The sequence below is a fragment of the Pigmentiphaga daeguensis genome (assembly GCF_039523035.1).
GTDB classification, from domain to species: Bacteria; Pseudomonadota; Gammaproteobacteria; order Burkholderiales; family Burkholderiaceae_B; genus Pigmentiphaga; species Pigmentiphaga daeguensis.
The window spans coordinates 80,339-93,584 of sequence record NZ_BAAAEN010000017.1 but is presented as its reverse complement, the minus strand read 5'-3'; the positions used below and the strand labels follow the sequence as shown (position 1 = coordinate 93,584).

The 13,246-nt window shown below is 67.8% G+C and carries 14 protein-coding genes; 8 read left to right on the top strand and 6 right to left on the bottom strand.

Annotation, left to right across the window (positions count from 1 at the left end):
• Genes ABD104_RS20070 through ABD104_RS20050 form a run of 5 tightly spaced genes read right to left on the bottom strand, consistent with a single transcriptional unit; the run spans position 1 to position 4,252 of the window.
• Positions 1-1,176: a thiolase C-terminal domain-containing protein gene (locus ABD104_RS20070; RefSeq protein WP_279816916.1), complete on the bottom strand. Its 1,176-nt coding sequence runs from the start codon at positions 1,174-1,176 to the stop codon at positions 1-3.
• A gap of 2 nt (positions 1,177-1,178) precedes the next feature.
• Positions 1,179-1,685 carry an aromatic-ring-hydroxylating dioxygenase subunit beta gene (locus tag ABD104_RS20065; protein ID WP_087840334.1) on the bottom strand — a complete coding sequence of 169 codons (507 nt, stop codon included), beginning with the start codon at positions 1,683-1,685 and terminating at the stop codon, positions 1,179-1,181.
• 11 nt (positions 1,686-1,696) lie between these two features.
• A complete protein-coding gene (locus ABD104_RS20060; protein ID WP_087840332.1) occupies positions 1,697-2,944 on the bottom strand; it encodes an aromatic ring-hydroxylating oxygenase subunit alpha in 1,248 nt (415 codons plus the stop codon).
• Positions 2,945-2,954: 10 nt separating this feature from the next.
• Positions 2,955-3,395: a lipocalin-like domain-containing protein gene (locus tag ABD104_RS20055; RefSeq protein ID WP_087840331.1), complete on the bottom strand. Its 441-nt coding sequence runs from the start codon at positions 3,393-3,395 to the stop codon at positions 2,955-2,957.
• Between the two features lie 11 nt (positions 3,396-3,406).
• Complete coding sequence (locus ABD104_RS20050; RefSeq protein ID WP_087840330.1) at positions 3,407-4,252, bottom strand: alpha/beta fold hydrolase; 846 nt, start codon at positions 4,250-4,252, stop codon at positions 3,407-3,409.
• 124 nt (positions 4,253-4,376) lie between these two features.
• Here ABD104_RS20050 and ABD104_RS20045 point away from each other — a divergent pair, with 124 nt between their 5' ends.
• The 3 genes from ABD104_RS20045 to ABD104_RS20035 all read left to right on the top strand — a co-directional run bounded on the left by ABD104_RS20045 (position 4,377) and on the right by ABD104_RS20035 (position 7,269).
• Positions 4,377-5,342 carry a VOC family protein gene (locus ABD104_RS20045; protein WP_087840328.1) on the top strand — a complete coding sequence of 322 codons (966 nt, stop codon included), beginning with the start codon at positions 4,377-4,379 and terminating at the stop codon, positions 5,340-5,342.
• A 36-nt stretch (positions 5,343-5,378) separates the two neighbouring features.
• The gene (locus ABD104_RS20040) at positions 5,379-6,122 is read left to right on the top strand and encodes an IclR family transcriptional regulator (protein ID WP_087840327.1); all 744 of its coding nucleotides are present in this window, start codon (positions 5,379-5,381) and stop codon (positions 6,120-6,122) included.
• 166 nt (positions 6,123-6,288) lie between these two features.
• Positions 6,289-7,269 carry a Bug family tripartite tricarboxylate transporter substrate binding protein gene (locus ABD104_RS20035; protein ID WP_087840325.1) on the top strand — a complete coding sequence of 327 codons (981 nt, stop codon included), beginning with the start codon at positions 6,289-6,291 and terminating at the stop codon, positions 7,267-7,269.
• Positions 7,270-7,288: 19 nt separating this feature from the next.
• Here the strand turns inward: ABD104_RS20035 and ABD104_RS20030 are convergent, their stop codons facing one another.
• A complete protein-coding gene (locus ABD104_RS20030) occupies positions 7,289-8,188 on the bottom strand; it encodes a LysR family transcriptional regulator (protein WP_279816910.1) in 900 nt (299 codons plus the stop codon).
• A gap of 396 nt (positions 8,189-8,584) precedes the next feature.
• Here ABD104_RS20030 and ABD104_RS20025 point away from each other — a divergent pair, with 396 nt between their 5' ends.
• From ABD104_RS20025 to ABD104_RS20005, 5 genes are all read left to right on the top strand, one after another.
• Positions 8,585-8,740 carry a hypothetical protein gene (locus ABD104_RS20025; RefSeq protein ID WP_165963236.1) on the top strand — a complete coding sequence of 52 codons (156 nt, stop codon included), beginning with the start codon at positions 8,585-8,587 and terminating at the stop codon, positions 8,738-8,740.
• Between the two features lie 36 nt (positions 8,741-8,776).
• On the top strand, positions 8,777-9,142 hold the full coding sequence (locus ABD104_RS20020) for an SMR family transporter (protein WP_343928081.1): 366 nt from the start codon (positions 8,777-8,779) through the stop codon (positions 9,140-9,142).
• A 9-nt stretch (positions 9,143-9,151) separates the two neighbouring features.
• Positions 9,152-9,484, top strand: a complete 333-nt coding sequence (mdtI, locus tag ABD104_RS20015) for a multidrug/spermidine efflux SMR transporter subunit MdtI (protein WP_087840321.1) — start codon at positions 9,152-9,154, stop codon at positions 9,482-9,484.
• A 53-nt stretch (positions 9,485-9,537) separates the two neighbouring features.
• On the top strand, positions 9,538-10,611 hold the full coding sequence (hemE, locus tag ABD104_RS20010) for a uroporphyrinogen decarboxylase (protein ID WP_087840320.1): 1,074 nt from the start codon (positions 9,538-9,540) through the stop codon (positions 10,609-10,611).
• Positions 10,612-11,015: 404 nt separating this feature from the next.
• Positions 11,016-13,226 (top strand): primosomal protein N', encoded by a 2,211-nt coding sequence (locus ABD104_RS20005; RefSeq protein WP_243724605.1) that lies wholly within the window; start codon positions 11,016-11,018, stop codon positions 13,224-13,226.
• Positions 13,227-13,246 lie beyond the last annotated feature (20 nt).

Below are 13,246 nucleotides of genomic sequence, written 5' to 3'. Positions count from 1 at the left end.
CTAGGCGAGCAAGCGATGAGGGCTCAGTATCAGCGCGGCGTGATACTCCAGCCGGCCGCCCGAGCCGTTGACCAGAACGATATCGTTGGCCGCGCACTGCCGCTCGCCGCCGTCGCCGCGGCACTGGATGACGGCCTCGCTGAGCGGGGTCATGCCTTGCAGGTAGTAGCTCGACAGCTGGCCGCCGCCGGTGTTGACCGGCAGCGTGCCGCCGGGCGCGGTCGCGCCTTCCTGCACCATTCCGGCAGCTTCGCCCCGGCCGCACAGTCCGTAGTCTTCGAGCGCGGCCAGGGCGCAGTATGAGAACGCATCGTAGAACTGGCACATCGAGACGTCCTTCGGCCCGACCCCGGCCATCGCATAGGCCTTGCGACCGGCAAGCCGTCCGGCGGTGACCAGGTCGTGCGGCCCCTGCGGCGTGTCGGCGCTGGCATGGCCCTGTCCCATGCCATGGACGTACACCGGCCGCTGGCCGGTGTTGGCGGCGCGATCGGCACCGGCCACGATCACGGCCACCGCGCCGTTGACTGGATAGGCGCAATCCAGCACGTGGAAGGGTTCGACGATCATGCGCGAGGCATGGTATTGGGCCAGCGTGAGCGGCGCGCGCTGGAAGGCGAGCGGATTGCCTGCAGCCCACTGGCGGCAGGCCAGGACGTAGGCACCCAGGTGATCCGGGCCGGCGCCATGCAGGGCCATGTACCGGCTTGCGGCCAGCGCGTAGGACCCGACCGGACCGAACAGGCCGTACGATGCGTCCCAACCCGCGATGCCGGTCAGCGAGCCTTCGTTGCTGAAGGAGGCGCCGCCGCCGCGCGCCGGGCCGATGGGCGCATCGGCGAACACGCAGGCGACCACCGACGCCATGCCGGCGCGGATGGCGGCCGTGGCGTATTGCACCATCTGGAGGACGGATGAGCCCTTGGCTTCGATGGTGGTCAGCATTCCCAGCGTGCGCAGACCCATGTCGTCCTGCACTTTGGGCGGAAGGACCCCGGGATCGGCAAGGGCGCTGGGATTGAGCAGCAGACCGTCCACCAGGTCGGGGCCGACGCCGGCGTCGGCCATGGCGGCCCGCACGGCTGCGGCGGCCAGGGCGCGCACGGAACCGACGGGTTCGCGCGAAAGGGGGCTGAAGCCCAGGCCGATGATGGCCGAGAGCGGAGCGCGGGCCATGGTCAGACCAGGAAGGAAAGGCTGGGCAGCGGGCCCGAAGCGTGGACCAGGGATACCTTCTTCAGGAACATCCTGAGCTGGCCGTCGACCTGCCGCAGACCATATTCGACTCGGCCCGGCCAGACGTTCAACTGGTTGACTGACTGCACCTGGTACTCGTAGATGGCGAAGTTGGCCGCGACGCGATAGTCGCCGTTCCCGTCCTTGTCGGCCGTCAGGTTGGACAGCATCCTGCGCAGGATGGAGCGCGGCGCCTGGCTGTGCCGGGTGCCGGTGCGCAGTTGCCGCAGGCGGGTCGCCAGCCGGGAGCGGTTGTCGTTGATGATGGAGACGTCGCGGTCCGGATCCGGCTCCTCGCCGTCGATGACGACGGGCACCCAGTAGCGGACGTTCTCGTCCCAGAGCGCCTCCCATTCGTCGAAGCGCGATTCGTCCGCTAACCGGGCTTCCTCGTGGACGAAGCGCTCCAGCATCCGGTGTTCGTCGATCGGCAACAAGGGGGTCTGCATGGCATGTCCTTCTAGAGCGTGGGCTGGGCGGTTTGCGCCATGGTGTCCCGGTAGCATCGCCAGAAGCCCCGGTTGGGAGTCTCGTCGGTGTAGTGGGACACCACTACGCCGCCGTCGGTTGTCGTTTCGCGGGACTGGCCGCGGCTCAGGTCCAGCCAGGCCGGCGAACCTTTCAGCGCGCGCCACTGGCGTTCCGCGATGATGGCGTCGTCGGCCGTCAGGAACGATGACGGCCCCAACGCGACTTCGCCCTGGCGCATGATGCGTCGGTTCAGTTCCTCGGGCGCGCCCTTCAGGTAGAGCGGGGTGTGCCAGTTGACGGTCTCGCCCACGCCCAGGGGCTGGATCATGACCAGACAGGTTTCGGCCAGGAACAGGTTGGGGAAGATGAAGGTGTGGGGCGGCCCGGCCCGCATGATTTCCCGCGCGGCCGATTCGCCGTGCCGGCCGACCATGTCGCGCGTGTAGTCCGGATAGCGCGTCTCGTCCACGCCCAGCCAGGTCATGGGCCGGTCGTAGGTCGGGCCGTAGTCGAGCTCGGTGTGGCCGTTGCCCAGGTAGCGGACCACCGCCGTGATGCGGTCCTCTTCGCCGGACAGGATGTTGCCGTACTTGCCGGGGGTACCCACGCTTTTGGTGAAGGAGTCGTGCACGAAGCCCACGTGATAGCCGTCGGCCTCGTTTTCGGACAGCATCTTCCAGTTGGCGCGGAACAGGTGCTTGATCCACGGGCCGCGCAGTTCGATCTCGCCTTCGGGCGACAGGTTCACCTGCCGGTCCAGCGCGCGCGCGGCGTGGCCGAGATGCTCCAGCAGGGGGATGGGCGAAGGGTTGAAGGTCGCGAAGACGAAGCCGTTGTAGCTGTCGACGCGCGCGCGCTTCAGGTGCAGCGATTCGTCCGGCTCGATACTGGACAGCGGCATGTCGAGCAGCGCGCCGTCGGGCGAGAAGATCCAGCCGTGGTACTGGCAGGCCAGCGTGCGGCGGTTGCCGCGCTCGGGCTGGCAGAGCAGGTTGCCGCGATGGGCGCAGCGGTTGGCCACGACGTGGATGCCGTCGGCGCCGCGGATCAACAGCACGGGTTCGAGTCCCATGGTGCGCCGTACATAGTCGCCCCGCCGCGGAATCTCGGAGGCGTGGCCGACATAGACCCATCCCTGGCCGAAGATGGTCTCCATCTCTCGGTCGAAGATGGCCGGGTCGGCGTACAGGCTGCTGTGGACCGAGGCGTCGCGGATCAGGCTGGCAATGTCTTTCATGAAGCATCCCTCAGGAAGTGATGGCGCGGCTGGCGCGTTCCCACACCAGGCTGGCGGTGCGGGCCTCGGGCGTGCCGTCCTCCAGCCGCGCGGACAGGTGCAGCAGGCCGTCGACGATCGCCGCCTTGCGGCGCTGCACGCCGCCCTCCCAGTTCGGGAACAGGCTCATGTCGACGTGCTGCCGGACTTCGTCCCCGGCCAGTTCGTAGGTGCCGGCATAACTCATGAAGCTCTCGTAGGCCCGCGCCTTTTCCTCGGCGCTGGCGTTCCACTGCCCGCCGGTGGCGAAAGCCCGGCGGTCCGCCCGCTCGATCATGCAGAACATGCGGTCGTCGTCATATTGGATGAAGCCCCGGGGCGCCTGCCCCATGGGGTGGGTCACGCGGCCGTCGTCATAGGCCTGCGTCCATTGTCTGAGGGTCCAGCGGCCCAGCAGATCCTGTTTGCGCATGGTGTCTCCTTTCAGCGTGGCGCCAGGAATTCCCCGACCAGCGCGGTGAACGCCGCCGGCTGTTCGATCTGCACCCAGTGGCCGCAGCGGTCGATCTCGGCCAGGCGCGCGCGCGGCATGGCCTGGGCCAGTCGGCGCGAGGCCTCGATCGGGATCACCTTGTCGCCGCGCCCGTGGACGATGAGCGTCTCGTGCGGGATGGTGCGCAGGACGGCCTCGTCCGTGGCCATGTCGTCCAGGATCCGCTGCCGGGGAGGCGGGAACATGCTGCCGAACCGGGCCTGCACGTCGTCGCGGATGCTGGCCCGGTAGCGCATGGCCGCCAGCTCGTCGTCGATGAAGGACGGATCGTGGACGAAGACGTCCAGCAGTTCGCGCATCGCGGCGGGCGAGGGTTGATACCCCCACACCTTCTCCAGTCCGTCGGTGATGGGAAACCGCAGGCCCACCGGTCCCATCAGCACCAGGCGGTCGACGCGGCCGGGATGCCGGGCGGCCAGCTTGAGCGCCAGTGCGCCGCCGAACGAGTTGCCCACCACCGAGACCCGTTCCAGCTGCAGCGCGTCCAGCAGCGCGGTGAGCTGGTCCACCCAGGTGGACCAGTGGTAGCGGACCCCGGGCGGCGATTCCGTATAGCCGAAGCCGACCATGTCGGGGGCGACGACGCGCGCCTGCCGGGCCAGGACGGGGATGGTCAGGCGCCAGTTGGCCCAGGCCGTCACGCCGGGGCCCGATCCGTGTATCAGCAGGACGCCAGGCCCGTTGCCGGCGTCGTGATAGTTGGTCTTGAAGCCGCAGGTCGGCAGGCTGCTGCCGACTTCAGGCGGCCGCGCGTCCGGGGCGGAAGGTGTCTCCATCGGTTGCTCCTGGTTTCGTATTTTTTCTCAATATACAGTACAGATGTTAATCTGAGCAAAAAATTTCCGATTTATTGATTTGTTTTTCACGTATTATGGGATTTTAAAGATACGGAGCGGCGCAATGCTGCAATCTTTGGGATACGTGGGCCTGGGCACTTCCCGGCTGGCGGAGTGGGAAGATTTCGCTCAACGGCTGCTGGGCATGCAGATCGGCGACAGGAGCCGACACACCCTGGCGCTGCGCATGGACGACTGGCGCCAGCGCCTGCTGCTCGACGCGGACGCCGCCCAGCCGCATTTCTTCGGCTGGGAAGTCGCCAATGCCGGGGCGCTGGACGCGTTGGGCGCCCGGCTGGAGCACGCGCGGGTGCCGTTCGTCCGTGCACCGGAAGCGCTGGCGCGGCGCAGGGAGGTTACGGGGCTGCTGTCCCTGTCCGACCCCGCGGGCAATCGGCTGGAGGTCTTCCATGGCGCCGCCCGGGGCGGTGAACCGTTCCGCCCGGGCCGCGCGATATCGGGTTTTCGCACCGGCCCCCTGGGCCTGGGGCACGTGGTGTTGAACGCGCGCCATGTCGACGCATTGGTGCCGTTTTATCGCGACCTGCTGGGATTCCGCCTGAGCGACTACATGCGCGAGCCCTTCAAGGCCTACTTCTTCCACCTGAATTCACGTCATCACAGCCTGGCGCTGATCGAGGCCGACACCGACGGCATCCACCACCTGATGGTGGAGCTGTGTTCACTGGACGACGTGGGGCAGGGCTACGACATCGCCTCGTGCGAGCAGGACCGCGTGGCGGTGACGCTCGGCCGGCACATCAACGACTTCATGACTTCGTTCTACGTCCGCACGCCGTCTCCGCTGATGATCGAATACGGCTGGGGCGGGCGCAGCGTGGATCCGGACTGGCAACCGTGCGAACTCACGCACGGGGCCAGCCTGTGGGGACACGAGCGCCAGTGGCTGCCCGCCGACAAGCGCGCGCTGGCGCTGGACCTGCGCCTGGCCGCGGCGGCCCAGGGGCAGCGCGCGCCGGTGCAGGTGCTGCCCGGCCATCATCAGCTGGCCGCCGATGGCATGCGGTAGCATTCCGCAATCCCCCACCGCCCCGGATCCGCGGACATGTCCAGTCTCAAACGTATGCTCGCCGTCTTCGACGCCTTCTCGTCGGAACATGCCGTCCTGACCGCCGAGGAGATCATGTCGACCCTGGGCTACAGCCGCGGCACCGCGTATCGCTACGTCAAGGAACTGTGCGACGCGGGTTTCCTGACGCGCGCGGCGGGCGGGTACGCGCTGGGGCCGCGCATCATCCAGCTCGACTACTGCATCCGGCAAAGGGACCCGATCCTGATGGCCAGCCTGCCGGTCATGCAGGCCCTGCGCAAGCGGTACGAGTGCGACGTGCTGCTGACGGTCTTCTACGAGGACCAGGTCGTGGTCACGCACCGCGAAAGCGGCGACCAGGAACTCGTCATGAGTTACGGCCGGGGCCGGGAGATGCCGCTGTTCCGAGGCGCGGGCTCCAAGGTGTTGCTGGCCTGCCTGCCGCCGGCCCGCCAGAAGCGACTCTATGGCGCACACGCGCAGGCCATCGCCCAGGCCGGCCTGGGCGAGTCGTGGGAAGCGTTTCGGGCCTTGCTGGCCGCCGTCAAGCGGGCGGGCCACGCGGTGTCCTTCAGCGAACTCGACCAGGGCAACGTGGGCGTGGCGGCCCCCATCGAACAGGATCCCCTGAACATGCCCGCCGGCCTCGTCATGGTGTTCCGCACCGAGCGGTACGAGGTGCTGGACAAGGACGGCCTGCTGCAATCCCTGAAAGCCGGCATACGCCAGATCGCGGACCCCCGGACCGGGGCGGACTGACCTCTCGGGCGGGCCCGCCCGCATCCAGGGTGGCGGCGTTTTTCGTCTCTTGTTTCGTAAAAATCCCAGAATACGAAAAAATAAATAGGAAAAATTTGATTTTAGTGTCAGTATATTTCGTATATTGGGACTATAAAACGAACGTCCCGTCCGAGAGGAGACAGCTATGAACCACAACAGGCGTGCCCTCCTGGCCGCGCTGCCCGCGATGGCATGGGGGATGCCGGGCGGTGCCCGCGCCCAGGGCAACGCGTATCCCACCCGACAAATGCGCTTCATCGTGCCGTTCACGGCGGGCGGGGGCAACGATGTGCTGGCGCGCGACATCGCGCAGCCGCTGGCGGACATCCTGGGCCAGCCGATCATCGTCGACAACAAGCCGGGGGCCGGCGGCAACATCGGCGCCGACCTCGTGGCCCGGGCCGCGCCGGATGGCTACACGCTGCTGCTGGCCACCAACACGCTGACCATCAATCCCTTCGTGCTGCGCAACATCCCCTTCGACGTGGCCCGCGATCTGGCCCCTGTCATGCGCATCGCCAACCAGCCCATTGTCATCGTGGTCAACAACGCCTTGCCGGTGAAGAACATGCGCGAGCTCGTGGCCTATGCGGGCGAGCATCCCGACCGCCTCAACTACGCCTCCCCGGGCAGCGGCACGCCCCACCACATGGCGGCCGAACTGTTCAAGCAGGTCTCGGGCATCCGGATGGTCCACGTGCCCTACAAGGGCGCCAGCCAGGCGCTGACGGATCTCATCGCGGGCCAGGTGCAGGTCATGTTCGCGTCCATCATCTCGGCGCTGCCGTTCATCCAGAGCGGCCGGGTGCGCGTCATCGCCACGGCCGAAGGCCGCCGCCTGTCCCTGCTCAAGGACGTGCCAACCGTTCAGGAATCGGGCTTCCCCACCTACTCGGCCACCATCTGGGGCGGGGTCATGACCACCGCCGGCACGCCGCCGGCCGTGATCGACAAACTGGCGGCCTCGATCCGGCGCGCGTTGGACAAGCCGGGCGTGCGCCCGGGCCTGGTGGCCTCCGGTTTCGAGATCCTGCCCGAAGGGCCGGCGGAGTTCGGCGCCACGGTGCGCAGCGATCTCGTCCAGTGGCAGGCGGTGGCCCAGAAGATCGGCCTGGTGCCGGAATGATCCGCGGCGCGGGTGCGTTTCAGCCGCGCCCCGACCCGAACACCGATACCAGGAAATCCACAAAGGCCTTGATGTGCGGCGGCACCGGGCGACGCGCCGTGTACAGCACCGCGATGGGCGGCCCCGGGCGCTTCCAGTCGGGCAGTACCTGCACCAGGCGCTTCTCCGCCAGCGATTGCGCCAGCAGGAAGTCCAGGTCTTCGTAGATGCCCAGCCCCGCCAGCGCGCAGGTCAGGCCCGCGCGCGTGTTGTCCACGATCAGGCGGCCCTCGGCGGCCACGCTGACGGTCTGCTTGCCCTTGACCAGTTGCCAGTCGTAGGGGCGGCCGGTGTCCGGATCCCAGAACTCGATCAGCCGGTGCCGGCGAAGTTCATCCGGATGCCGCGGCGCGTGATAGAGCTTCAGGTAGGCGGGGCTGGCCGCCATGATGTAGTTGCCCCGGCCCAGCAGCTTGAAGCGCAGCGGCGAATCGCGCAGCGGGCCCACGCGCAGGCCGATGTCGGCGCCCGAGACGGTGGGGTCGACCACGCCTTCGTTGAGCGAGATGCGCAGCGAGATGTCCGGATAGGCCTGGACGAATTCCGGCAGGCGCGGGATGACGCGCGCGTTGGCCACCGATTCGGCCATTTCCACGTGCAGGTGGCCTTCGGCGCGGCCGCTGCGCGTCTGGATTTCCGCATCCAGCTCGGCCAGCCCTTCCAGCAGCATGCCCGCCCGCTCGGCGTAGCGCCGGCCTTCGCGGGTCAGCCAGACGCGCCGCGTGGTGCGATTGAGCAATTGGGTGCCCAGGTGCCGTTCGAGTTCCTGGATGTGGCCGGTGATGGCCGAGCGCGAGACGCCGAGCTTGCGCGCGGCGCCGGTGAAGCTGCCGGTGTCGGCCACGGCCAGGAAGGCGCGTATGGGAGTCAGGCGGTCCATTGTTCAAGTATAGATAACAATATGGTCAAGGCATCGAAGCAATGACGCCCTATACTGGAATACGCAATAAGTATCCTTTTTCATAGGGAGCGACCCCATGTTCTGCCCGCTGTTTCGCGGACCGATCGCAAGGCGCCCTGCCACGTTCGCCGCAGGATATTCCGGAATTCCCGCCCACGCCGCGCATGGCGTGCGGCCGGCATCCCGCAGTCATCCTGCCCGTGTCTTCCGCGCTTCCTCGGTCCTGCCCGCACCGGATCGTTAGCGTCGTCCGGACGCCCGCGCCGCCGCGCACTCCATCGTTGCCTCCGGCGGCCGCACCCCGACCTCGCCATTACCACGACTGCCGCGCCAGCCGCATGGCTGCTCGCGCTCGTCACTCAAAGGAAGCGCATCATGAATACGCCCATTACCACCCGAATCCATCACCCGATCCCGCCGGCGATGCCGGACCCCGCGTTCGCGTTCCGCCCGGCCGAGGTTCTGGTGGCTGCCGCCAAGGTGCTGTTGCCCTTCGTCATCATGGCCGGAATATTGTTGCTCGCAAGGTAACAATTCCGCAACAACCATGAAAACGAGGAGCGCATCATGCGACATTGGTTTTTTCTTGCCATCGCCATCGCTGCCGAGGTGGCGGGCACCAGCTTCATGAAATGGAGCAGCGTCCACGGACACCTGGGCGGCCTGGCGGCGATGTTCGTCCTGCTGGGCGCGTCGTACTACGCGTTGTCGCTGGCCGTGACACGTGTGCCGGTGGGCCTGGCCTACGCGGTCTGGGAAGGCGTGGGGCTGGTGGCGATCACGCTGGTCAGCCTGGCCTGGTTCGGTGAAAGCATCGGCCCCGCCAAGGCGGCCGGCATTGTCGCCGTGCTGGGCGGCATCCTTCTGATCAAGCGTGGCATGACGCCCGCCCCGGACGAGGACACCGTCCCCGCGCTTGCCGCCTCGCGGTAAGGGGGCGTCATGCTGGATTCCTTCACCTGGTTCCACGGGGCCATGCTGCTGATCGCGGCTGCCCTGGAAGTGGCGGCCAACATCTTCCTGAAACTGTCGCGGGGCTTCACCCGCAAGCGGTACGGGGCGCTGTCCATCGCCCTGGTCTTCGGCGCCTTCGCCTGCCTGTACGTGGCGGTGCAGGGCATCGAGCTGTCGGTGGCCTACGCCGCCTGGGGGGCGCTGGGCATCCTGGCGACCGCGCTGGCCGGGCGGGCCCTGTTCGGCCAGCACATCCGGCCCGCCGGCTGGGCCGGCATGGGGCTGCTGGTGGCGGGGCTGCTGCTGATGAAGTTCGCCTAGGCCCCGAGCGCCACCCAGGTAAAATCCCAGGCTTCTCTTTGCCGAGGTCTGCCGTGTCCGAGCCCAAACTCCAGAATGACGTCTTTTTGCGGGCTCTCGCGCGCCAGGAAACCGAATACACGCCGGTCTGGCTGATGCGGCAGGCCGGCCGCTACCTGCCCGAGTACAACGCCACCCGGGCGCGCGCCGGTTCCTTCCTGGGGCTGGCCAAGAACCCCGACTACGCGACCGAAGTCACGCTCCAGCCGCTGGCGCGCTTTCCGCTGGACGCGGCCATCCTGTTTTCCGACATCCTGACCGTGCCCGACGCCATGGGACTGGGCCTGGACTTCGCCGCGGGCGAGGGACCGCGCTTCGCGCGTCCGCTGCGCACCGAGGCCGACGTGGCCAACCTGGCCGTACCCGACATGGCCGAGCTGGATTATGTGTTCGCCGCCGTCAGGCAGATCCGGCGGGATTTGCACGGCCGCGTGCCGTTGATCGGCTTTTCCGGCAGTCCGTGGACCCTGGCCTGTTACATGGTGGAAGGCGCCGGGTCCAGCGATTACCGCACGGTCAAGACCATGATGTACAGCCGGCCCGACCTCATGCATCGGATCCTGGCGGTGAACGCCCAGGCGGTCGCGGTTTATCTGAACGCCCAGATCGAGGCGGGCGCGCAGGCGGTCATGATCTTCGACAGCTGGGGGGGCGTACTGGCCGACGGGCTGTTCCAGGAGTTCTCGCTGGCCTATACCAGGCAGGTCCTGGCCGGGCTGGTCCGCCAGCATGAAGGCCGGCAGGTGCCGGCCATCGTGTTCACCAAGGGCGGAGGGCTGTGGCTGGAAGAGATCGCCGCGTCCGGCTGCGATGCGGTCGGCCTGGACTGGACCGTCAACCTGGGCAAGGCGCGGGCCGCGGTAGGGGATCGCGTCGCCTTGCAGGGGAACCTGGACCCGATGACCTTGTTCGGCGGACCGGACCGCATCCGGGCCGAAGTGGCGCGCACGCTGGACAGCTACGGCCCGGGACCGGGCCATGTCTTCAACCTGGGACATGGCATCTCGCAGTTCACGCCGCCCGAGGCGGTCGACGTGCTGGTGGAGGCCGTTCATCAGCACAGCCGCAGGCAGCGCGCCGGCGCCTAGACGCTCCTTGTGGACGAGTCCCCGAGCGGGGCGAATGGCAGTGCTAACCCGTATTGCCCAGAGCCCGGATTCAACTTATGCACATTCGGGCTTTTGTCGGGAACGTATCTTGCAAGCTCGACGGGGCCACGGTTGTAGGCTGTAAGCATTTGATTTTTATGGATTTTTGTGGATCTGTATCATTAGATCCCAAAGCAAGCACTTTCCGTCTACGTCCTATTACCTTAATTGTGCGCCGGTTGTCCCCAAAGTTATCCACAGCTTCCGGCCCGATTAAAAATTCCCTGTCGAGCGGCGGGGTTAGCAAAGATTCAGAGGTTTTACTTTAAGTTCCCGCGGCCAGGATGCCGCAGTCTTCAAGCGGAGTTCACCAGTTGTCCACATCCCCGTCCGTCCCTCTATCTCTGGTCTCGCCGTCATGCGGGCAGGAAGGGACGACCTGGGTACGCGTGGCGCTGGACGTGCCGCTGGCGGGGCTGTTCGACTACCGAGCGCCGGCCGGTGCGCGCGTGGGGCAGCGCGTGATCGTTTCCTTCGGCCGCCGCGAGATGGTAGGTATCGTGATCGAGATCCCCGCGGCGCCGGCGATTGCGGTCGAGCAGGTCAAGGACGTGGTGCAGATGCTGGACGATCTGCCGCCATTTCCCGAAGATTGGCTGAAGTTGGCGGCTTTTGCGGCCGACTATTACCAGCGGCCGCTAGGCGAGGTCATGTTGCCCGCGCTGCCCGGGCCGCTGCGCAAGCCGGCGGCCTACCAGGGGCTGCGGGCCGGTGGCGGGCCGGTGGCGCGGCTGGACGCCAAGGCTGCGCGGGCGGCCAAGCCCAAGCGGACGCGGCGCAAGAAGAGCCAGGCAGAGGATGAAGAGCGGGCGCTTACTTCCGACCTTAGCGTTTCTACGACTGACAGCCCGGAAGCAACGCCCAGCGCGCCGCCGGTTTCCCCGCCTGCCCTGAACGCCGCTCAACAGGAGGCGGTGGACGCCTTGTCGGGCCTGTCGGGCTTCAAGCCCGTCCTGCTGCATGGCGTGACCGGCAGTGGCAAGACCGAGGTCTACCTGCGCGTGGCCGAACGCGTCCTGCGCGAAGGCAGGCAGGTGATGCTGCTGGTGCCCGAGATCAACCTGACGCCGCAGCTGGAACAGGTCTTCCGCCGGCGCCTGGAGGCCATCGCCGGGCCGGGCGGGGTGGCCGTGCTGCACAGCGGGCTGGCCGACGGCGAGCGGCTGGAGGCCTGGCTGCGGGCGGTGCGGGGACAGGCCCGCGTGCTGCTGGGAACGCGGCTGTCGCTGTTCACGCCATTGCCCGATCTGGGCCTGATCGTGGTCGACGAAGAACACGACCCTTCCTACAAGCAGCAGGAAGGGCTGCGCTATTCCGCCCGCGACCTGGCGATCTGGCGCGCCCGCGACCGCGGCGTGCCGGTGATCCTGGGGTCGGCCACGCCATCGCTGGAGACCTGGCACCACGCCCAGACGGGCCGCTACCTGCTGCTGTCCCTGCCGCAGCGGGCCCTGGCGGCCGAACCGCCGCGCATCCGGCTGCTCGACACCCGCAACGTGAAACTCCAGCAGGGCCTGGCGCCGCCGTTGCTGCAAGCCGTGGCGCAGCGGCTGGAGAAAGGCGAGCAATCGCTGATCTTCCTGAACCGGCGCGGCTATGCGCCCGTCCTGCATTGCGACGCATGCGGCTGGGTCAGCGGCTGCCCGCGCTGTTCGGCCTACATGGTGCTGCACCGCCAGCCGCCGCGCGTGCCGGGCGGTCCGGGACGCCACGAGCTGCGCTGCCATCATTGCGGCTGGCAGCAGCGGGTGCCGATGGCCTGCCCGGATTGCGGCAACCAGGACCTGCAGCCCATGGGCCGCGGCACGCAGCGGCTGGAGGAACACCTGGGCGAGCTGTTCCCCGGCGCGCGCATCGCGCGCATCGACGCCGACAGCACGCGCCGCAAGGGCAGCGCCCAGGAGCTGTTCGCCCGCATGCATGCGGGCGACATCGACATTCTGGTCGGCACGCAGATGGTGGCCAAGGGGCACGACTTCCAGAACCTGGGCTTCGTCGGCGTGCTCAATGCCGACGCCATGCTGTTCTCGCACGACTTCCGCGCGCCCGAGCGCCTGTTCGCGCAACTGATGCAGGTGGCGGGCCGCGCCGGCCGCGCCGGCACGCCCGCCGAGGTCTACATCCAGACCGGCTATCCCGAGCAGCCGCTGTACCAGGCCCTGGTGCGCCACGATTACGCGGGCTTCGCGCGCTACGCGCTGCGCGAACGGGAATCGGCGGGATTGCCGCCCTTCGCCTACCAGGCCCTGCTGACCGCCGAGGCGCGCGAACTGGCGCAAGCCCAGGCCTTCCTGGCGCAGGCCCGGGCCTGGACGGAGGGGGGCGATGGGACCGATTCGTCCCAGGCCGCGGATATGTCGCGCATTACGCTCTATGATCCTGTACCGCTGCGCGTGGTTCGCGTGGCCAATGTCGAACGCGCCCAGTTGCTGGTGGAAAGCGACAGCCGTCCCGCATTGCAGGGTTTCCTGCGCGCGTGGGCCGGCGTGCTGCCCGGCCTGGCGGCGGCCGCCCGGGTGCGCTGGCACCTCGAGGTCGATCCGCTGGAGATCTGATGCGCGATCCCTGGCCGCCG

Coding starts and splice junctions, on each gene's coding strand:
- ABD104_RS20070 (WP_279816916.1), bottom strand. CDS start 1,176: ATGGCCCGCGCTCCGCTCTCGGCCATCATCGGCCTGGGCTTCAGCCCC.
- ABD104_RS20065 (WP_087840334.1), bottom strand. CDS start 1,685: ATGCAGACCCCCTTGTTGCCGATCGACGAACACCGGATGCTGGAGCGC.
- ABD104_RS20060 (WP_087840332.1), bottom strand. CDS start 2,944: ATGAAAGACATTGCCAGCCTGATCCGCGACGCCTCGGTCCACAGCAGC.
- ABD104_RS20055 (WP_087840331.1), bottom strand. CDS start 3,395: ATGCGCAAACAGGATCTGCTGGGCCGCTGGACCCTCAGACAATGGACG.
- ABD104_RS20050 (WP_087840330.1), bottom strand. CDS start 4,252: ATGGAGACACCTTCCGCCCCGGACGCGCGGCCGCCTGAAGTCGGCAGC.
- ABD104_RS20045 (WP_087840328.1), top strand. CDS start 4,377: ATGCTGCAATCTTTGGGATACGTGGGCCTGGGCACTTCCCGGCTGGCG.
- ABD104_RS20040 (WP_087840327.1), top strand. CDS start 5,379: ATGTCCAGTCTCAAACGTATGCTCGCCGTCTTCGACGCCTTCTCGTCG.
- ABD104_RS20035 (WP_087840325.1), top strand. CDS start 6,289: ATGAACCACAACAGGCGTGCCCTCCTGGCCGCGCTGCCCGCGATGGCA.
- ABD104_RS20030 (WP_279816910.1), bottom strand. CDS start 8,188: ATGGACCGCCTGACTCCCATACGCGCCTTCCTGGCCGTGGCCGACACC.
- ABD104_RS20025 (WP_165963236.1), top strand. CDS start 8,585: ATGAATACGCCCATTACCACCCGAATCCATCACCCGATCCCGCCGGCG.
- ABD104_RS20020 (WP_343928081.1), top strand. CDS start 8,777: ATGCGACATTGGTTTTTTCTTGCCATCGCCATCGCTGCCGAGGTGGCG.
- mdtI (WP_087840321.1), top strand. CDS start 9,152: ATGCTGGATTCCTTCACCTGGTTCCACGGGGCCATGCTGCTGATCGCG.